Source organism: Herbiconiux sp. SALV-R1 (assembly GCF_013113715.1).
GTDB lineage: Bacteria > Actinomycetota > Actinomycetes > Actinomycetales > Microbacteriaceae > Herbiconiux.
Map to the genome: position 1 here is coordinate 2,571,919 of NZ_CP053344.1, position 17,550 is coordinate 2,589,468.

General features: G+C 67.0%; 27 protein-coding genes. 4 read left to right on the plus strand and 23 right to left on the minus strand.

Annotation, left to right across the window (positions count from 1 at the left end; translation table 11 throughout):
- Positions 1 to 18 precede the first annotated feature (18 nt).
- From HL652_RS12335 to HL652_RS12415, 17 genes are all read right to left on the minus strand, one after another.
- Positions 19 to 276: a hypothetical protein gene (locus tag HL652_RS12335; RefSeq protein WP_171705593.1), complete on the minus strand. Its 258-nt coding sequence runs from the start codon at positions 274 to 276 to the stop codon at positions 19 to 21.
- A 53-nt stretch (positions 277 to 329) separates the two neighbouring features.
- On the minus strand, positions 330 to 1,013 hold the full coding sequence (locus HL652_RS12340; protein WP_171705594.1) for a hypothetical protein: 684 nt from the start codon (positions 1,011 to 1,013) through the stop codon (positions 330 to 332).
- An 89-nt stretch (positions 1,014 to 1,102) separates the two neighbouring features.
- The gene (locus HL652_RS12345; protein ID WP_171705595.1) at positions 1,103 to 1,612 is read right to left on the minus strand and encodes a phage tail tube protein; all 510 of its coding nucleotides are present in this window, start codon (positions 1,610 to 1,612) and stop codon (positions 1,103 to 1,105) included.
- Positions 1,613 to 1,649: 37 nt separating this feature from the next.
- Positions 1,650 to 1,862, minus strand: a complete 213-nt coding sequence (locus tag HL652_RS12350; protein WP_171705596.1) for a hypothetical protein — start codon at positions 1,860 to 1,862, stop codon at positions 1,650 to 1,652.
- Positions 1,862 to 2,338, minus strand: a complete 477-nt coding sequence (locus HL652_RS12355) for a hypothetical protein (RefSeq protein ID WP_171705597.1) — start codon at positions 2,336 to 2,338, stop codon at positions 1,862 to 1,864. The genes HL652_RS12350 and HL652_RS12355 overlap by 1 nt, the downstream gene beginning before the upstream one ends.
- On the minus strand, positions 2,335 to 2,799 hold the full coding sequence (locus HL652_RS12360) for a hypothetical protein (RefSeq protein WP_171705598.1): 465 nt from the start codon (positions 2,797 to 2,799) through the stop codon (positions 2,335 to 2,337). The genes HL652_RS12355 and HL652_RS12360 overlap by 4 nt, the downstream gene beginning before the upstream one ends.
- The gene (locus tag HL652_RS12365; protein WP_171705599.1) at positions 2,799 to 3,170 is read right to left on the minus strand and encodes a DUF6093 family protein; all 372 of its coding nucleotides are present in this window, start codon (positions 3,168 to 3,170) and stop codon (positions 2,799 to 2,801) included. The genes HL652_RS12360 and HL652_RS12365 overlap by 1 nt, the downstream gene beginning before the upstream one ends.
- 32 nt (positions 3,171 to 3,202) lie before the next feature.
- On the minus strand, positions 3,203 to 3,589 hold the full coding sequence (locus HL652_RS12370) for a Gp19/Gp15/Gp42 family protein (RefSeq protein WP_171705600.1): 387 nt from the start codon (positions 3,587 to 3,589) through the stop codon (positions 3,203 to 3,205).
- Positions 3,590 to 3,592: 3 nt separating this feature from the next.
- A complete protein-coding gene (locus tag HL652_RS12375) occupies positions 3,593 to 4,000 on the minus strand; it encodes a hypothetical protein (RefSeq protein ID WP_171705601.1) in 408 nt (135 codons plus the stop codon).
- Positions 3,997 to 5,019: a major capsid protein gene (locus tag HL652_RS12380; protein WP_171705602.1), complete on the minus strand. Its 1,023-nt coding sequence runs from the start codon at positions 5,017 to 5,019 to the stop codon at positions 3,997 to 3,999. The genes HL652_RS12375 and HL652_RS12380 overlap by 4 nt, the downstream gene beginning before the upstream one ends.
- Positions 5,020 to 5,031: 12 nt before the next feature.
- Positions 5,032 to 5,415: a head decoration protein gene (locus HL652_RS12385; protein WP_171705603.1), complete on the minus strand. Its 384-nt coding sequence runs from the start codon at positions 5,413 to 5,415 to the stop codon at positions 5,032 to 5,034.
- A 56-nt stretch (positions 5,416 to 5,471) separates the two neighbouring features.
- Complete coding sequence (locus HL652_RS12390) at positions 5,472 to 6,140, minus strand: hypothetical protein (protein ID WP_171705604.1); 669 nt, start codon at positions 6,138 to 6,140, stop codon at positions 5,472 to 5,474.
- Between the two features lie 106 nt (positions 6,141 to 6,246).
- Positions 6,247 to 7,512 carry a hypothetical protein gene (locus tag HL652_RS12395; protein ID WP_171705605.1) on the minus strand — a complete coding sequence of 422 codons (1,266 nt, stop codon included), beginning with the start codon at positions 7,510 to 7,512 and terminating at the stop codon, positions 6,247 to 6,249.
- Positions 7,496 to 8,881 carry a phage portal protein gene (locus HL652_RS12400; protein ID WP_171705606.1) on the minus strand — a complete coding sequence of 462 codons (1,386 nt, stop codon included), beginning with the start codon at positions 8,879 to 8,881 and terminating at the stop codon, positions 7,496 to 7,498. Before HL652_RS12400 ends, HL652_RS12395 begins: the two co-directional genes overlap by 17 nt.
- Before the next feature lie 10 nt (positions 8,882 to 8,891).
- The gene (locus HL652_RS12405; RefSeq protein WP_171705607.1) at positions 8,892 to 9,506 is read right to left on the minus strand and encodes a terminase TerL endonuclease subunit; all 615 of its coding nucleotides are present in this window, start codon (positions 9,504 to 9,506) and stop codon (positions 8,892 to 8,894) included.
- Positions 9,472 to 10,539 carry a terminase gene (locus HL652_RS12410; protein WP_171705608.1) on the minus strand — a complete coding sequence of 356 codons (1,068 nt, stop codon included), beginning with the start codon at positions 10,537 to 10,539 and terminating at the stop codon, positions 9,472 to 9,474. The genes HL652_RS12405 and HL652_RS12410 overlap by 35 nt, the downstream gene beginning before the upstream one ends.
- Positions 10,520 to 10,804, minus strand: a complete 285-nt coding sequence (locus tag HL652_RS12415; protein ID WP_171705609.1) for a hypothetical protein — start codon at positions 10,802 to 10,804, stop codon at positions 10,520 to 10,522. Before HL652_RS12415 ends, HL652_RS12410 begins: the two co-directional genes overlap by 20 nt.
- A gap of 953 nt (positions 10,805 to 11,757) precedes the next feature.
- On the opposite strand from HL652_RS12415, the gene HL652_RS22050 reads away from it, so the two are divergent.
- Positions 11,758 to 12,168, plus strand: coding sequence for an HIRAN domain-containing protein (locus HL652_RS22050; RefSeq protein WP_171705610.1), 411 nt, complete (start codon positions 11,758 to 11,760; stop codon positions 12,166 to 12,168).
- Between the two features lie 46 nt (positions 12,169 to 12,214).
- On the opposite strand, the gene HL652_RS12425 is transcribed toward HL652_RS22050, so the two are convergent.
- The gene (locus HL652_RS12425) at positions 12,215 to 12,421 is read right to left on the minus strand and encodes a hypothetical protein (protein ID WP_171705611.1); all 207 of its coding nucleotides are present in this window, start codon (positions 12,419 to 12,421) and stop codon (positions 12,215 to 12,217) included.
- 27 nt (positions 12,422 to 12,448) lie between these two features.
- Between HL652_RS12425 and HL652_RS12430 the strand changes: the two genes are divergently transcribed.
- Complete coding sequence (locus HL652_RS12430; protein ID WP_171705612.1) at positions 12,449 to 12,850, plus strand: hypothetical protein; 402 nt, start codon at positions 12,449 to 12,451, stop codon at positions 12,848 to 12,850.
- A 36-nt stretch (positions 12,851 to 12,886) separates the two neighbouring features.
- On the opposite strand, the gene HL652_RS12435 is transcribed toward HL652_RS12430, so the two are convergent.
- The gene (locus HL652_RS12435) at positions 12,887 to 13,696 is read right to left on the minus strand and encodes a hypothetical protein (protein WP_171705613.1); all 810 of its coding nucleotides are present in this window, start codon (positions 13,694 to 13,696) and stop codon (positions 12,887 to 12,889) included.
- A gap of 181 nt (positions 13,697 to 13,877) precedes the next feature.
- Between HL652_RS12435 and HL652_RS12440 the strand changes: the two genes are divergently transcribed.
- Together HL652_RS12440 and HL652_RS12445 are read left to right on the plus strand one after the other, a co-directional pair.
- On the plus strand, positions 13,878 to 14,138 hold the full coding sequence (locus HL652_RS12440; protein ID WP_171705614.1) for a hypothetical protein: 261 nt from the start codon (positions 13,878 to 13,880) through the stop codon (positions 14,136 to 14,138).
- A gap of 345 nt (positions 14,139 to 14,483) precedes the next feature.
- Entirely contained in the window at positions 14,484 to 14,678 is a 195-nt protein-coding gene (locus HL652_RS12445) for a hypothetical protein (RefSeq protein WP_171705615.1), read from the plus strand.
- A gap of 155 nt (positions 14,679 to 14,833) precedes the next feature.
- Here HL652_RS12445 and HL652_RS12450 read toward each other — a convergent pair whose 3' ends face one another.
- The 4 genes from HL652_RS12450 to HL652_RS12465 all read right to left on the minus strand — a co-directional run bounded on the left by HL652_RS12450 (position 14,834) and on the right by HL652_RS12465 (position 17,315).
- A complete protein-coding gene (locus HL652_RS12450; RefSeq protein ID WP_171705616.1) occupies positions 14,834 to 15,997 on the minus strand; it encodes an MFS transporter in 1,164 nt (387 codons plus the stop codon).
- A 276-nt stretch (positions 15,998 to 16,273) separates the two neighbouring features.
- Complete coding sequence (locus tag HL652_RS12455; protein ID WP_171705617.1) at positions 16,274 to 16,486, minus strand: MerR family transcriptional regulator; 213 nt, start codon at positions 16,484 to 16,486, stop codon at positions 16,274 to 16,276.
- Positions 16,486 to 16,935 carry an XF1762 family protein gene (locus tag HL652_RS12460; protein ID WP_171705618.1) on the minus strand — a complete coding sequence of 150 codons (450 nt, stop codon included), beginning with the start codon at positions 16,933 to 16,935 and terminating at the stop codon, positions 16,486 to 16,488. The genes HL652_RS12455 and HL652_RS12460 overlap by 1 nt, the downstream gene beginning before the upstream one ends.
- Positions 16,935 to 17,315 carry a hypothetical protein gene (locus HL652_RS12465; RefSeq protein ID WP_171705619.1) on the minus strand — a complete coding sequence of 127 codons (381 nt, stop codon included), beginning with the start codon at positions 17,313 to 17,315 and terminating at the stop codon, positions 16,935 to 16,937. Before HL652_RS12465 ends, HL652_RS12460 begins: the two co-directional genes overlap by 1 nt.
- Positions 17,316 to 17,550: the final 235 nt, after the last annotated feature.

The window sequence follows — 17,550 nt, forward strand, 5'->3', positions numbered from 1 at the left end:
GTGTCGTGATGCTGCGCGCTACGGGGAGTCGCTGGCGGGTGGTTGGCGGTCGACGCGGCGGAGCATGAACTTCCTGGAGCGCAGGAAGTTCTCGCCGGAGAACGCTTCGTCCTTCTGGCGCATCTCGAGCGCGTAGGTTCCCCAGTTGCGGGCGACGTCGACGACGTAGGTGTGGGTGCCCTTAGGGTTGTCGGGGTCGGCGAGGATGCTCATCGTCTCCGAGCGCGGGAGGCCGTTCTCATCGAGACCGTCTTCGTACTCAGCGAGCGCGGTCATGAGCTCGCGTTGCTCGTCGTCCCACTCGACGTCGCGGGTGACGACGGTGCGGGTCAGCCGGCCTTCTTCGTCGTACTCGTGCGCGTGGACTTCGGTCGGCTCCCAGCCCCAGAAGCGCTTCGGCGCGATGCCTTGGGCGCGGGCGGCTCGGAGGTCTCGGAGGAGCTCGGGGTTGAGGCCGAGCTGCGCGACAAAAAAGCCGTTCCCTGCAGGCCCCTACTGCGATTCACTTCGACGATCGCCTGTGCGAGCTTCTCGTGCTCACCGTCCGAGAGGTCCTTCTCGAATTTGTCCCACTCGTGCTCGTCGATCTTGTGCTCTTCGCCTTCCGCGTCGACGTACACGGCCGAGCGGCGGGCGACGTAGAGGAAGAACGTCAGCGGGTTGTACAGCTCGTCCTTCCCCGGCCGGGGACGGTTCCGGGTCTGGAAGAGGTTGTAGTCCGCGAACGGGACCGCCCGGATGCGGAGGGTTACGGATGCGTCGCGCATCTCCTCCTCGATCGCAGCGAGCCTCTCGCTCGCTGCCTCGTACTCTTTCTCGGCGGCACGGATGGGTGATCCGACGGACCGCTGGTCGGCGCCGGGGTTCTTCCTGACCTGGTCGACGTGCTTTGCGGCCTGGATGAGCTCAGCGACGGCGGCCTCGCGCTGCGTCGCGAGTTCCCCGTCGAGGCAGAGCGAGACGTCCGTGCTGGCCGTCTTCCGCTTCGCGAGCTGCTCTCCGAATGCTGACATGATTCTTCTCCCACGGTTGACCCCACGGACGGATGAAAGTGGCCTGTGCCGCCGCCCGCGGGGACACGCGGCGGCACAGGGGTCTCTGGTCAGGAGCCGGCGACGACCTGCTTGAAGTGCACCGGCTTGCCGCGCACGAACTGCTTCTGCTGGATGCGGTCGACCGCGTTCGTCTCCGCCGGCATCACGACCTGCTCGCCGGACTGCACGGGCCACGCCTCGTACCAGTCGTCGACGGCGACGTCGTCATCCTCTTCGTCCTTCTGGAGGACGTTCACGAGGATGCCGGTGGTGCCCTCGGCGAGCGCGAGGCGGGCCTCGTCTTCGTCGGCATCGGCGAGGTTGAAGGTGTACTGCAGGGCGAGGGTCTTGGTCTTGCGGCCGGGGCGCTCGAAGTCAACGGACGAGCATAGGCGGCCGTCGTTGATGGTGCCCTGGTCCTGGGAAGGCTGCCAGCCGCTCGAGGTGACGTAGCAGCCGATGAACGTGCCGGCAGCGAACTCGGTCACCTTGATGGCGTTGATGTCCGCGACGGTCGGGAGGTGGTAGACCCGGCGGGTGCCCTCGACAGGCACCGAGGCGGGAATGGTCAGCGACATGATGCTCCTTTTCGGTTCCCCACGGATACGGTCACGGCTACTCGCCGGTCGGGCTGGTGCCCTCGTCCACCTCGGTGGTGGAACCTCTCTTCTTGAGCACGACGAACTGCTTCGGGCGGCGCGGCCGCCACGAGTCCGGGACGCGCTTCACGCGCTCGTGCTTGGTCTCGTCGAACGACTCGCGGCGGATGTCGAACTGCGCCTTCGTGGCCTTGCTGCGCACCCTGATGAACGGCTTCTGCTGGGGCATCACGCGCCTCCTGTCGGGTCCGTGATCTCGGTGGCGAACCCGCACTCGGAGATGTGCAGGAACACGGGCGGTGTCGGGTCGGTGTCCATGTCGATCGGCGTGGGTGAGCTCCACCAGAACGGGTGCGCGCTCTCGCCGGCGAACACCGGCCGGACCGGCACTCCGCCCGGGATAAGTTCTGCCTCGATCGCGTCGCCGAGCCAGCCCGCCTGGTCGGCGGTGCTGCCGACGGCGTGGATGGTCCAGCGGGGGTTCTTCTGCCGGATGCCGCCGGCGGAGCGTGTGCGCTCTGCGACTCCCGTGACGGGGTGCAGCACGATGTAGGGGGGCGCGACGTCCAAGGCCTGGTGCGGCCGCGGGTAGACGGCCTGGGTGACGAACACCTTCGCGAACGACGCCGGCACGACGCCAGAGGAGGTTCGGACGGCGGGAATCGTCGAGAGGCGTGCGCGCAGCCAGTCGGTGTGGTGTCTCACCTGAACGACCCCCGCACGATCGCTCCGGCGGACCTCGTGATGGAGGAGCCGACCTCGACGACGTGGATGGCGTCGGCGAGTGCCTGTTCGAGGCCGTCCTGGAAGTCCTGCTCGTTCTCCTGCAGTGCGGCGAGCCCGTAGCCGCGGGGCGGGTTGTTGACGGATCCGTACTCGAGCAGGTTGCCGAGCGCGCCTTGGGGGCGGTCTTTGTCTGGGCCGATGTCGGAACGGAGGACCGAGGCTCCGAAGCCGTGGTAGACCTCGAGATCGTAGGTGATAGAGCCGGGGAACTGGGGCGCGTAGGGGTTCCCGGTGGCCTTCTCCCGCCACGCCTCCTGAATGTTCACGGAGGTGCGCTGCATGCCCGAGTTGATGTATTGGCCGGAGCTCGCCACGGCTTCACCGAGGTCGGCTTCGAGTTTGCCAAGCTGTGAGGTGTCGATCGAGAAGTCGTCGGGCATCAGGTCGTCTCCTCCACTCGGAACCGGCGGGCGACGGCGTGCGAGGTCTTCGCGAACGGCCCCGTCACCCGCACCGCTTTGCCGACCAGACCCGGGTCGAAGGCCGAGGTCACCCAGGTGACTATGTCGTTCTTCGTGATGGCGGCGGTCGCCGCTGTGACGGGGAAGGAGACGGAGGCGTCGGTCTCGACGAGCAGCTGCGCGGCCGCGTCGATCTCCCCCGCGGCCGTGTTCACTCCACGGGATCGGAACGGGCCCGTGTACACCGTCGTGGGGGCCGGGTCGTCGTACAGGCCGGTGGCTTCGTTGAGGACCGGCTCCCCGCCCGGGCGGGTGACCTTGCAGGTGTCGGGCATGAGCCCGTCCGACATCGCCCGTCCTCTTCCGAGTAGGCCGGCGGAGATCACGACTGCCCCAGCCGGATGGTGAACGACCCGCGTCGCGGCCGTCGATGCGGTGCGAACTTGGCCAGCTCGAGTTCGGTCGCAGCGAGCGCCCCGGACGCGAGTACCTCGGCCCGCCGGTAGGAGTACTCGCCCTCGACGGTCTCCGAGAGGAAGCCTTCAGGGTTCAGCAGCAGCCGCTTCACCATCGCGGCCACCGTGCGCTTGTACCGGCGCGCTTTCTTCTCGTCGGTCCAGTCGATCGGCAGGTAGCCTGCGGCCTCGATGTCGTCCTCGAGCTCGTCTTGAGCATCGAGGATGAGCGTGTCGATGATGGAGAGTTCGGCAGCCGTGAGTTCCCGCCACCGGTCGGTGATGTCCTTCTTGGCGACGGGAACCCACGGCATGACCTACTCCTTCGCCTTCGTCTGGATCCCGGCCTCGTCGAGAGCAGCGATGATGTCGCCGCGCTTCGCGTCCTCCGGGAATTCGATGTTCTGGCCCGCCTTCGCGACAGCCGCGACCGCGTAGGCCTTCCAGGCGTCCGCGCTGCTGCCGGCGCCGACCATCGGCGGGACGACGAGCTCGCCATCTTCGGAGCCGGTGGGCTCCTGGGCGGGCTCCTGCTTGGGCTCGGACTTCTCCTTGCCCTTGCTCTTCGTCTTGCCGCTGGACGCCGCCTTGGAGGGCTTCTCCGCCCACACGTTCGGGTTGGTGATCGCGGTCTCCGCCCATCCCGGGACGGTGTCGTCCGGAGTGAACGTGTGGGCCACGCCGTTCTCGTCGTGCACGGTGACGTGCGTGTTGAGCTTGCTCACGCCAGCACCACCGCCTGGAACGACAGGTCCGGGTTGGCCAGGACAGGGAGGGCGATGCCCGCCGCCTTGGTCCACAGCGCCACCGGGTCCTTGGTGCTGTAGGCCCCCGCGACGATGCCCGCCTCGTCGCCCTCGATGCCGTAGTCGGGCTCGAGGGACTCCGCGGTGGTACCCCAGAACGTGCCTCCGAGGTTGCGATCGCCGACGGCGGGCAGCATCAGGAAGTTGTTCTCGGGGATGACGCGGGTGGCGATCCCCTCCACGTTGATCTGCGCGTCGTTGACCACGATCGGCGGCAGCGAGTACGTCGCCAGGATCGAGTTCAGCAGCAGCGGCGAGATGATCGACGGCACGGTGCCGTTCGCGGCGGCGAGGTTCCGCACCTCCTGGGCGCGGAGGATGTTCGACACCACCGTCTCCGAGGTGAGGAACGCGCCCGGGTTCCGGCCACCGTTGTTCGCGCGGTAGGTCTTGCGCCAGGCGATCATGTCCGCGATCGGGGTTGCCGATGCGGCCACGGACCAGAGGGTGCCGGGGGCGACGTTGGTGTGACCGGCACGTCGACCGAAGTCGACGGTCGCGATGACACCGTCCTCGTTGATCGTCACGGTGCCGGCGCTCAGCGCAGACCCGCGGGCGAGCTCGATGCGAGCGGCCACAGCCTCGACCATCAGGTCGGTGTCACTGTAGATCGCATCCGCGACCGGGCCGTCAGCGTGACGCTGACGGAGTCTGTCGTACTCGCTGAGGCGGATCTTCCGCGACACCGGAGGCAGCTCGCCCTGCACGCGGGCGGCGCCGGGGCGCTTCCCGATCGACGCCTCCGCGTCGTAGGAGCGGTAGGTCGCCGCCTCGGCGAGTCCACGGCCGCCACGGGTGAAGCGGTAGACGAGGTCGTCGACGGCCACGGAGGGCAGGAACTCCGAGAGGGTGAACTGGTTGACCTCGAGGTCGGCCAGAGCGGCGCGCGCGTAACCGGTGAGTTCCGCGGGCGGGATGAAGTCGGTGTTGATGAGCATGGGTCAGCCTCCTTAGACGAACTGGATCCGGCCGGCGACGTCGGCCTTGCCGGCGGCGTCGACGGTGAACGGGAGCTTGGACTCGTTGACCCTGCCGTGGTCGAAGAGCGGCGCGATGACATCGCCGGTGCCGATCTTCTGGGCGGTGAGGGTGAAGCCGACGAGGGTCTGGCGGCCGTCGGTCGCGGCGTCGTCGTACAGGCCGTACTTGCCGCTCGCGGTGACCTTGCCGAGCTTCGTGCCCGACGGCAGATGCCCGGCGGGCCAGTGCGTGCCGGCGGTGAAGCCCTTGGTGATGTCGATGGTGACGGAGCGTGCCGCATCCGTACCATGGGCCGAGTCGAGCCAGGTCTGGTCTTCCTGCCCGAACGTCTCAGTCTTGAGGCTGAGGTCCATTGCTCTCTCCTTCCGAGAGTGTCAGGGGTGGCGCGCCCGTAGCGGGATGCTGGGTCTTACGCCGACTTCTTGTGCCGCTCCGCGTAGCGGTCGCGGCCGGACTGAACCGAACCGCCGTTCGCCGACGAGTCCCGCTGCCCCTGGGAGGGATCGCGGCGGGGTCGCGGCTCGGGCGCGTCGGTGGTGTTCTCCTTCACCCAGTCGGAGAGCTTCTGCTCGTCGACGTCACCCTCGGGGGTGACGTAGTCGGAGGCAGTGAAGCTGAGGAGCTTCGAGGGCGACACGGTCTTCGCCTCGAGGGCCTTATCGAGCGCGATGCTGACCAGCTTCGAGCCGGACTTCGTGCGCTCCGCGGCGAGGGCATCGTCGATGCGCTGTTGCACGTCGGCGTCGCTGAGCCCGGTCGGCTGTTGGCCGCCCTTGCCGTCGCCGCTCTTGTCGCCGCCCTTCTGGTCCCTCGCCTGCGCGGCCTCGTGGGCGTCCCACTTGGAGGCCTTGACCTTGAAGTCGTCGAAGCCGTCGAACTTCTTCCGTTCACGCGCGAGACGCTGTTCGACGATCGCGTCGGCCTCGGCCTGCGTGAGGGTCTTCTCGTCGCCGTTGTCGTTCCCTCCTCCGCCGCCGGTTCCTTCGTCCCCGGCGGGGAAGAAGAAGCGGATGCCTCGGATGTCGTGCGCGGAGATCGCGCGCGGCCCGAAGGCGGGGAGGGTGCAGGTGCTCTTCATGGGTGGGTGTTCCTTTCCGTTTTCGGCCCGTCGGCACAGTCCGTTTACAGCCCGTCGGCTATCCCGCGACACGCTCGCGTAGCGCCCCCACCGCGGTGGTGGGAAGTCAGATGAGCCCGAGGGTGCGGGCGAGGTCCCGGACCTGCTGGGGCTGGTTCGGGAGGTCGTCGAGCTGCCGCTGCAGCTCCCTGGCGACGAGCCCCCGCTGCTGATCGGTGATCGGCATCATGCGGGTGTTCTTGTCGGCGGAGTTCGCACCGATTGACCTGGGCCAGTACCCCGACTTCGCCGCGTTGGCCCGGTACCAGGCGTCGTACATGCGCCGCTCGGCGGCCGTCATCGTGTACCGGTCCAGCGGGTTCCGCACCCCCGTCATGGTGGCTTCGATGACCGAGTCAGATGCTGCCCGTGCGCGACCGCCTTTGCCGAGCTGCCCGAACCCGTTGACGCGGCCGAGGATGTTGCCGGCGGCGTTCTGGGGGCCGGTGATGTAGCCCTCTTCGGTCATCATGCGGATGGCGTTGGTGCGGTGCCCGGCCTGCCGGTAGATCTCGTCGACGGTGAGCCGCGACGGGGTGCCGTATTTCGCTGCCTGGCGTCCGCCTGTGGCGAGGCCGCGCGTCTTCGTGTTCATGACGCGGTAGATGTCGGCGCCGTCGTTGATCGCGCGCGCCTCGATACGGCCGAAGAGCTTGTCCTGCTCGGCGGGTGCCAGGGAGCGGAAGTACTCGTACGGATCTGTGGTGAGGTCGCCGGCGATCGACTCAGAGGCCGGGATGTGGCGACAGTCGCACCGGGGGTGGCGTTGGAAGCCCTGGTTCCAGCGGAAGAACTTACCGGCGAGGATGGCGCAGCGCCCGCACGAGGGCGGGTTCAGCATCCGCACCCAGCCCTCCACGGCCGGGCGGATGCCCATCGCGCCGCTGACAGCCTCTCGGTTCGAGTCCGCGACCGTCGTGAGCGCGAGCTTCACGAGCTCGTTACGGCCCTGCAGCAGCGCGACGTCGATCGAGGCGCCGGCGGCGACGGCCTCCTTCGTCTTCGTGACCGAGGAGTAGAACAAGCCTCCGAGGTCACGGCCGTCCGCGGCGGTGCCTGCGAAGGCCTCTGGCCGCATCGTCATGACCGGGAGGTCGACCTGGTCGGTCTCGTACAGCACCTCGGAGACGTACGCGACGCCCGTGCGTGCCGCGGCGGCCTGGCCTGCGACGATGAGCTCGAGCACGCGCGGCTCGATGCGCGCGTATCCGGTGTCGAGGCCGACCGAGTCGTCGAGCTGGCTCCACAGCCGCGCGAGACCGCTCGCCGTGACGGCACCGATGCGCTGCTCCTGCTGGTAATGCGACGCCGCAGCGTCAGGTAGCGCTACCACCCGTGGCCTCCAACGCCCGGAGAGCCGCGGTCACCTGAGGGTCACCGTCGGCGTCGTACTGCAACATCCGCCGCTGCTGCTCGTCCGTGTAGCCCATGTCCTCACGGGCCTGCTGGATGGGCAGCAGCGAGCGGCCGTTGCCGTCCTTGGCCTGCACGAGCTTCACGATGGCGTCGGCCTTCTGCGCGATGGTCGGCGTGGACGGGTCACGCCACAGCACCTCAATCGGGGCGAGGTCGGCCTTCGCGGTGCCGTTCTCGAGCAGTGCAAGCTTCATGATCTGCCGCCACCGGGCGCCGTATGCTCGCTGCAGCCGTTCGGCGCGCTTCACCAACTGCGCCTCCGAAGAGCGGATCGCGTCGGCCGAGGGCGGGTTGTCGCCCATGAACGTCAGGTAGTGCGACGGGAGGCCGAGCTGCATCGCGATGACCTGGGTGAGGAGCTTGATCGTGTTGTGGAAGTTCTGCAGGTCCGCTTCGGCGAACTGCCCGAACTTTGCATCCTTGTTGGTGGTGCCCCACATACGGCCGGCGATCATCGAGTACACGTCGATCGGGTTGCCGTCGTCGTCGATGAAGTCGGTCTCTTCCAGCCCGGTGGCCCACCGGCGCGGGAGGGCGTGGAACTCGGCGGACACCATCATGTCGGAGGAGATCTTGTTCAGCGCGTCCATCACCGGGACGATGTTCGCGAACACCGACCGGCCGAGCCGCTGGTCGACGCCACGCACGGTGCGCCCGAGCATCCGCCCCTGGTGAGGCAGCGGCACGAGGGAGCACAGCTTCCAGTCGTGCTTGACCTCGAGGCCAGCGTCTTCCTTCCAGGGCTTGCCCTTCTCGGACACCCACGTGTTCCGGCCCTCACGGTGGTAGTACGTCACCCACCGGGTGCCGTCGGCGTCGCTCCACTGCTTGATGCCGTGCCGCACCGCCTTCGTGACAGGGTCGTCCTCATGGATGGCGTCGAACGCTGACTCCGCGGTGATGATCGGCGCGTCACCACGATCCTCGCCGGCGCCCACGATCGCGTACGAGCGGCCGAGCGCCAGGCTCTCGCGGTGGGCCTGCTGCGAGAGCAGATCACCGTCGTTCTCGATGAAGATGTCGCCGAGCTCCTTGTCGGCGATCGCGTCGGAGGTGAACCGGAACCCTTCGATGTCGAGGCGGTTGTCGTAGACGTCGGTGGCGAACTCCGCGAGGTTGATCACGATCGGCGAGAGCCTGTAGCCGAGCTCGCGCTCGAGCGTCGGTGCCACGAACCGGAGGGGCTGGCGGCCCTCGAAGTAGGCGTCGGAGCGGTCGAGGATCTTGAACTCGCTGTGCAGCTTCAGGCGGAGCCGGTCGCGCTCCTTCTCCATCTCCGTCGTCACCGCTACCGCCTCACCCGCGCCACACGCGTACTCGCCGCGGCTTCGGGGGTTCCCACCCTGCAGCCAGCGCATCGGACTTCGCTTCGTGCGCGACCACCCTGGTCATCGCGACGTCGATCTTCTGGTTCTCGTTCGGTTTCCCGAGGATGTACATCTGGCCGGGCTTCCCGACCTTCTTCGCGTTCCCGACGTGCTGCGCCGCCACCGGGCATCCGTCGTGGCGGATGCGCCCCTGGGCGAGGTCGTTCTCGAACCGGCGGATCGCGAGGTACATGCGGGAGATCTGGTTGGTCGGCCACTGCACGACCTTCTCCTCGCCGTGCTCGAGCGCGAGGTCCTCGATGTCGGTCTCCCAGTCGTGGGGGTCGCAGTAGGCGCGCACCACGACGAACCGGTCGAAGAGCTCCCCGAACGCGGTGTGCACCTCGCTGTGCGGGATGCGGCCGCCGTGCTCGGCGGGGTTCCAGATCGTCGCGACTTCGTCCGGGCCCCAGCGGGGTGTGAACGAGTACCCGTCCATGGTCTCGGCGCCGATCGCGGTCCAGTCGTTGTTCAGGGACCCGTCGAATCCGAGGCAGATCGCGGTGCCGTCAGGCGGATTTGGCAGCCAGAGTTGGTCGGGCATACGCGCTCTCCCACAGTCCGTCGGGCATCCACGAGCCGAGACCGCGGACGAGCTTGTTGCCGTAGAACCGTTCCGCCTGCGCGGGGTCCTGCTCGAGCAGCTCCGCGGCCTCCGCTTCGATTCCGTCGAGGTCGACGTGCGCGGCGCCGACGTACACGTAGGCGTGGATCTTCCGGCGGTCGCGCTTGTTCTTGTAGCTGAGGTTCTTCGGCGGCTGCCGGAAGAACCGGAAGATGTCCTGCGCCTTCGCGTCGTACGTCTGCTGCGCCGTCGAGATCTCCGCAGGGTCCCACGCGTTCGAGAGTTCGATGCCGCGCCCGCCCATACCCGACGTGCCGCGACGCATCGTCTGCGCCACCTCGAGCAGACCGTTCGCCTTCGTGTAAGTCCCGGTCTCCTCCTGCACGAACCCCGTCGTCGGGTTCCCCAGACGGGAGGACTCGGAGCTCGTAACCTTCTGGATCTCGCCGTCGTCGCCAATGCGCATGAACTTCGACCCGACACGGATGACCTCGGCGAGCGGGCCGCGCTCGATCATCGCCCGCAGCGGGCGCCAGATGTTCGTGTTTACCTGGTCCTCAGACGCGGCCATGAGTTGCACGAGCGGCGTCGGCCACGGCATGCCCATCGGCTCGCCAGCCTCGTACTCGTAGACGAACCCGCACCCGCACCCGTACCGGGCGCAGTCGTACACGTCGCCCGCCTCGGCCCAGCCGGCGAACAGGTCAGGACCCGCCGCCATGACCGCAGTCTGTGACGCCGCCCACGGGCTCTTTCCGTACTTCTGCGGACCCACGACCAGAGATCGCCGGTTGTGGAACGCCTGGTTCTTGACCGGGTTCTCCGGGATCCAAGGTGTGGCCGGCCGCACCCGCCCGTGGTTCGCGGTGCACCACAGCTGCCAGTCGGAGAGCACGAACGGCTGCCCCTTGTGGAAGCCGTCCGGGATCGGGCAGTGCCACGCAATCCAGTCCGCCTGCAGGTAGCCGAGCGTCGGGAAGTCGACCTGAAACTCATTCTTCGGAGCCGACATCCTCCACAGCTCTCAATCTGCCCCGCGACGACGGCACCTGACGCCGCGCCGCCGCCGGCTTGCTCGACGACACCGTCGGCGCCTGCGCCTGGGTCGTGATCCTGAACCCCGCCGACAGCAGCGCCTGGTGATTCAGCAGCAGCGCGTTCTCCTGACGCAACAGCAGACTCCGCAGCGACGCCGAAGCGCCAGCATCCTCAGCCTCGACCGACGTCCGCACATGCATCGCGACCTGACGGTGCGACGACTGCTCCTCCCACACCACGGCCTGAGGCAACTTCCACAGCTGCCGCCACACCGTCGTCTCACGCGCCGTCGCCCTCGACAACGGCCAAGCCGGCGCAGGACCCGAACGAGCCCTGGGCAGGGTGCGGATCGCACCCGTCTCCAGACGAACCGCCTCAGCGAGCGACGACGGGTCAGGCGGCCTACCCGCACCCGTCCGAGAACCACCACGAGGCATAGCCGACCCCCTCCGGAGCGATTCTTTGATTCCACCGCGCATCGGAGCCACCTCCCCGGCGGTCCGGAGGGGTGACCCCGTTGGGAGCATCCCCCCTCCCCCTCTGGGGGCGGTGAAGGGTAGTGGTCAGGGTGCAGGGGGTGTTGCATGGGCTCATGGGTGGCTCGCGCGAATATCGAGATGTGACGCGACCGACGGATTCCGATCGCCGCTTCCATCGGCAGTTGGCTCTGCTGATCGTTATCGGCGCCCCCGTCGTAGCGGTGGCGTTCGTGGTGCTTGCCGTTCTGAGTGCGACGTCCGGCAACAACCCTGCAGGGTTCGTGTTCTTCGCTGTCGTGTTCGCGTTCGGGACTGTGCTGGGTGTGATGCGTCTCCGTGCTCGAGGTGACCGTGGGAGTCAGCGTTGATGTGACGCTCGGCCGCCTGCGCTGCGGTTGCAGCGGTTGGCGTGCTCGGGGCCGCGGGTGATGGTGCGGTCGTGGTCGTCGTGGCCGAGGTCCCACGGTTCGCCGGGTGCGATGAGGGTGCGGCAGCGCCAGCACTTCACCGTGCCGCGCGCTACCTTCGGCGCCCACCGTGCACGCTCCCGGTCATGACGGGCGTCGTAGCCCCGCTGTTGCCTGCTGCCCCTCGCCTGTTCTCTCTCCCGCTGGTGGATGAGGCAGCGGCCTGCTGTTACGAACGTCGGGCATCCGGGCTCAGCACACACTTTCATCTGGCCGTGCCTCCTGCTTTGCATCTAGGCTCCCGGCATGGGGTGGCTTTCTCGATTGCTTGGACGTGCTGAACCGTCCCTGGTGGAGTCAGAGCCACCCGTTGCGCCGGATTACTGCGACCTACGCGGACTTCCCTCAATCCGGACGAGAGTCAAGGGGTCAGCTAACTACGTCACGGATGCTCAACGGATTGCAGCTAGCGGCACGGAGTACGTACTAGTGCGTGAGCCTACAAACGAGCACGATTCGTCAGCGATCGTCGTCTACGGGCGGGGTGTGAAGTTGGGGTACGTGTCTCGCGCCAAGGCCGCGTCGATGGCGCCCTCGTTGGACCTGATCGGCGCGGCCGGTTACCTCGTGTCTGGTGCCGCCGCAGCGGAGGGCAACATCCGCCTATGGGTCGATCTCCCTCGGGTTCCCGATCTCAGGGAGTTCGCGAGAGGCTGAGCCTTTCCGAATGAGCTGCAACGCACACCGTATCCAGCGCAGACCTTCACGGTGCCGGGTTGAGGACGGTGATGGGCCAGGCGTGGCGGCGCTGAATGGCGATCGCCCTGGTGTCGAGGCTGACTCCGGTGACGCCCTGGTCGAGGTAGTGGGCGATGGTGGTGATCTTGCCCGTGTAGGTCTTGGTGCCGTCCTCGATGAGGACGACGTGCTCGTGGTGCGAGGCGTTCAGTTCACCGAACGTGATCCTCATCGTTCCTCCAGTCGTTATCGTGGGCGAATGGAGCAGTTGATCGAGTCAGTGATCATGGAGCGAGAAGGGCATGGCCACCGAGTGACGTGGGGTCTCGTGGCTTCTCCGTATGGGCTGCTCGGTGAGCACGACGCCACCTATCTGTCGTTGCAGCTCTTCGTGCCGGCCGGTAACGGGGATGAGTCTCGGTGGGTGGTGAAGCTGTACTCGAACGCTGGTCCGACGGCGTCGATCTCGGAGACTCGAGGGACCACGATCACGTTCGCCAACTACGACGTGGCAAACATCACGGTGTCTGGTTCAACGGTCAGTGCGAGCTTTCCAAACAGCTCGCTCTCGAAGCTACCCGAGCGCAGCAAGGTTTTCGGTCAGTCGACCTTCGATGGGTTCGACGTTGACCTTGTCGTCCCCGTGTCGCTCCTGCTGTAGGTCGGCGTGCCAGGACAGCGCGCTGCGCGCGTCGCCTCAGGGACGGGGCTGACTGATCGCCTCAGGTCGTTCGAAAGTGCTCAGTAGTCGTTGGGGAGATGGAGCAGAGCTCCCTCCTGGTTGCCATTCCGTGCCTCGACTACGGTGGACCACCAAGTCCACGTACACCGACATCCCCAACAGTGCCGCCACGACCTGCTCGTAGCCGACGTGGATGCGATCCCCGATGGCCATTCCCCACCCGGGCAGGGCGTCGATTAGACGCTGGTCGACCTTCCCACCTCGATGTGCGATTGCGTTCCGTAGCGCCTTAACCTCGAATAAGAGCTTGCGCAAGTCGTCGTCGACCTTTCCACCGAGATTGACATCCCCCAGGATTGATTCGAATTGACCTACCCCTGGCTTCAACACCGAGCTCCTCGACACCTTCAAATGCTCGAGCACCCAGTCCCAGCGTTCCTCTTCGGAACGTCCCAGGAATTCGCCAAGAGGAACCTTCAGAGCTTGTAGTGCCGGCAGCTGATCCCTGACGGCACTGTCCTTCAGTTGCGACACGCAGAAGTCATCGACGGTCGCCTCAAGGGCACCCCATGCTCCGAGAATGCAATTGGAATGGAACACGCTGAAATCGTCCCGGATCAGTCGTTCGGCGGTGTCCGCGCGGACTCCCAAGCCCTCTGGTAGCTCGCGATCGACAGCAGATTCTGATCGCAGTCCCAACAGCTGCGCTCGAATATTCTGCACGGTCCTCGCCCCGCCATGAACTAGGTCGATCATGTCGATGACCTCGGCTACGTGTTCGAGAAAGAAGGCCGCAATTCCGGCATTGCGCTGGGTTCGAGACATGGACCGAGGATAGTGACGTTCCGTGCTTCCTAGCCATCAGTCATGGTTGAGCGGGTCGGGGTCGGCGGGTGATAGGCGCAGCGAGTACAGGGCAGCGAGCACGGCGAGCTTTACCAGGGTGACGGCGGCGATGATGACGGGCAGGGCTCTCATCGTGTCTCCTTCGTCGTAGGGTGCACGCATGGGGGAACGAAAGCGGGTGCTCTGGAAGAGCATGCGGCTCATCGCAATCGGATATGCATTCATCGCGCTTGGAAGCGCGGTCGTCAACCTGCTCTGGGGGTCCGACTCGGAGTGGATCGCGGCCCGGTGGTTTCTGGCCGCCGCATGGGCTGTGCTCGCACTGGTGCACGCTGTGCAGGCTCGTCAGATGTGGCGAGCAGCGGCAAAGCAGCAGGACGATGCTGAGCCCGACGTCACGGCTGCAGGTGAGCACCCGTGAATCAAGCCTCTCGGGCCGTGCTCGTCATCATCGCGTTGGCGATCTTCGTCGTCATCATGCTGGTGGCGCTTCCGGCACGGTGGGGCCAATGAGCCCGCGGAGGGGCGACTCGCTGGATCGGGTCGCGCCTGTCAAGGCGGGCACGCCGCGCTGGTGCGCGCTACTAATCCTGCTGCCCCTGCCGCCTCTAGTTGGCCTCGCGGTTTGGCTGCTGGCATCTCAGCCGTTCTGGGGTAATGCCGGGCCGGTGCCCCTGCCTTTCGGGATGTCCGCCGTTCTTTGGCTTGCCCTGAGCGCATGGGGCGTACTCCTGGGCGTGAACTTGCTGCGCAGAGGAGGCCGGTCATGATGTGGTTCACGCTGCCGTTGCTCGCGGTGACGCTGGTATGCGTGTTCGTCGTGACGAGGCCAGGGCTGAAGAGGTATCCGACGGGGCGGGCCGGGCGGCGCAGCCGGATGAGATGGTCGATGGTCGTCGTAGCTCTGGTCGGGCTCGCGTCCGCGATCCTCAACCTGGTGCTGAATCTGACCTTACGGTGACGTGGGCGCCGTTCCGGTCACCGTGCCGCGGGTAAAGCGAACTGGGTGAGGTGCGCGGCCAAATATTTCACGATGAATCGCGCTCCTTCTTCACACTCGTACTCGGAGCGACGGAACTTCGGGCGAGAGTTCTCTCTGCTCACTTCGAGGGGCTGTCAGCCCCTCGCGACCCGCTCTCGGCGCTCCTGTCCGGTGCTATCGATGACCCAGGGGGCTAGGGCCGCGCCGCCTACGACGACGAGAGCGCAGGCGATGAATGCGAGGGCCCACCGGCCGTCGGCGACGATGGCGCCCACCGCGACCACTCCGACTGCAGCACCGATTGTGTCCGCGTTCGCCTGCAGGCTCATCCCGCGGGCGACGCGCTCGCCGCTCGCCTCCGTGACAAGGGTCTTCTGCAGTGGGTAGAGGAGGGCGAGAGAGGCCGACGTGATGATCCACAGTGCGGCTATGAGGATCACCGGCGGCGCAAGGGCCAGCACCGCTGTGCTGGCAGCACTCGCGAGAGACGCTGCGACGTATGCCGGTTTGCGACCCCATCGCTCGACCACACCGTGAAGGGGACGCGGGAGAAGGGTGAGTGCGATGCCGCCGGGCAGGTAGACCAGAGCGATCTGCCAGACTTCTAGGCCAGCATCTTGCAGCTGTAGCAGGAGCGCCAACCCCACACCAGCCTCGGCTGCAGTGACGAAGCCACCGATAGTCATCAGAGGAGCGAGTCGGCGGGCGTGTGCAGGGATTCCGCCGACAAGTTCCGCTCGCACGACGAGCGGTTCCTTGGGGGTGAGCAGTAAGCGCGCGCCGGCGGCTACCGCCGCAACGGCAAGCCCGATGAAGACTGCGGGATACCCGAAGGCCCCGAGAAGGACCATTGCTGGCCCCCAGAAGATCCACGATCCGAGAGCCTCTGCGGACATGAGCCCCGCGAACGTTCCCGATTCGTCGGCGAGGTACTCGGCGGCGATCGCGCGCAGCGAGATCCAGAACAGTGGGCCTGCAACCCCGCCGAGGACTGCCGCAACGAAGGCCGTGATGGGCGTATCCGCTACGGCGTAGATCACGCAACTGAGACTGAAGGCGAAGGCCCCGAATGCGGCAACTCGGGACCGCGGTCGTGTATCGGCGAGATAGCCGGCGAGAGGTCGTACGAGCACCGACACCACGAGCTCGGCGGCCACCAGCCATCCAATTGCCGGGGCGTCGAGCCCGAGCATCGCGCCCGCCCACAGCGGGACGAGGAAGTCGAGCAGTTCGATAGGCCCACTCAGGAGGGTCGCCGATGTCCGTATCGCCCGACTGCGCACGGAGTTCGTCGACATCCGACCATCTTAGGGAGGAGCCCTCCTAGCGTGACAATCCGCGGGCGGGCAGTGCGCATCACGCGCCTACCCTGCCCACCCGCGGTGCTTGCCACTTACCCAGTAGCCGGGGTGACGAGTTCGCGCCCCCTCGGCGCCAGGTTGTCAGCCCTGTATCACCACCGGAGAGAAGGTCGGTGGCGGGTTTCGGATGCACGAAACCCACCGGGAGCGATGCTCTGACCGGTGGGTCGATTTCTGCGTATCTTCAACCTAGGGGGTGACATCGTGCACGTGTCAACTCTCGAGCGAAGAATTTTTGCGCGGCCTCGTGGGGTTGGATGCGAGCTTCGCTCGGAGGGTGCGCTGGAGGTCGGCGAGTTCGACGAACTTGCGGCCGTCCATCCAGTGGAAGGGCATGCCGTGGCGCATCCATCGCTGGATGGTGCGGCGTGAGCGCTTCACTCTGCGGCCGGCGTCGCGGATGCTGAGGAACTGCGGGTCAGCCATCACGCCTCCCACAGAGTGCGAGCGATGCCGTCGGTACCGCGGTTCGCGCGAGGGCGGCTCGGGACACTCCATCCGGCGCGGGCTCGGCGCTGGGCGATGACTCGGAAGCCTGCTGCGCGGAGGCTGGCGCCGGTCTCGCCGTCCTGCGTGTAGGTGATGAGACGTCGGTAGCCGAGGGCGAAGGTCGCACGGCGTGCGGCGCCATAGAGCATGCTGTTCGCGTTCGCGGTGCCGTCGGTCGCGGAGCGGGTGACCTCGAGCACGTCGCCCTCGGCGGCGAGCACGCGCGAGACGGGGCGACCGACGATGGCGACGCCGCGGAGGATGCCGTGATCATCGCTGACGCCGATGCTGAACTTGTGGCCGGCGGGCGCCTGGTGGTGGCGGTGGTGCTCTGTGACGAACGCGCATGCGTCGGCGAAAGAGATCGGGACGAGGCGGAGGGGCATCAGGCGGTGTGTCCCCACTCGGTGCGGCGGCAGTCGCGGCAGAGACGCCGGTCGTCGCCGCGTCCGTACGTGCGCGGGTTGAAGACGATGCCGCATGTGAGGATGACGATGTTGAACGGCACGCCCTGACTGGACGCGGTCGCGGTGCGGCCGCATCCGTCGCAGGTGACGGTGGGCGGGTCGAGAGTGAGGCCGTGCACGAGCTGCCGGCCCTCGTCGACGCGGCGTTGGGCGCGCACCCATGACGTAGTGCCGAGGTCGCGCGCGAGGTCGGCGCTCATGGGCGTACGGGAGAAGGGCGCTCGGCCGGGCATCTGCGCATACTCGGTCTCGACGCTCGCGGGGCGGTCGTCGTTGAGATCGAACAGGGTGGGCTGCATCAGCGCTCTCCTTGCCCGCATCGACAGCTCGAGCTGCATTCGACGCCGTGCACGTGCCAGGCGTCCTGCGAGCAGCGCTGAGCCATGCAGGGGCGGGGCGGGAGTTTCGCGATGCCCTCGCGCATAAGCACGACGAGCTCGCGGGCGCTGACCATGTCCTGTGACCCCTCCGTGGTGTCGAAGTCGTCGGAGACGCGGAGGAGCACGCCGTCGATGTTCACGCAGCGGGCGGCCA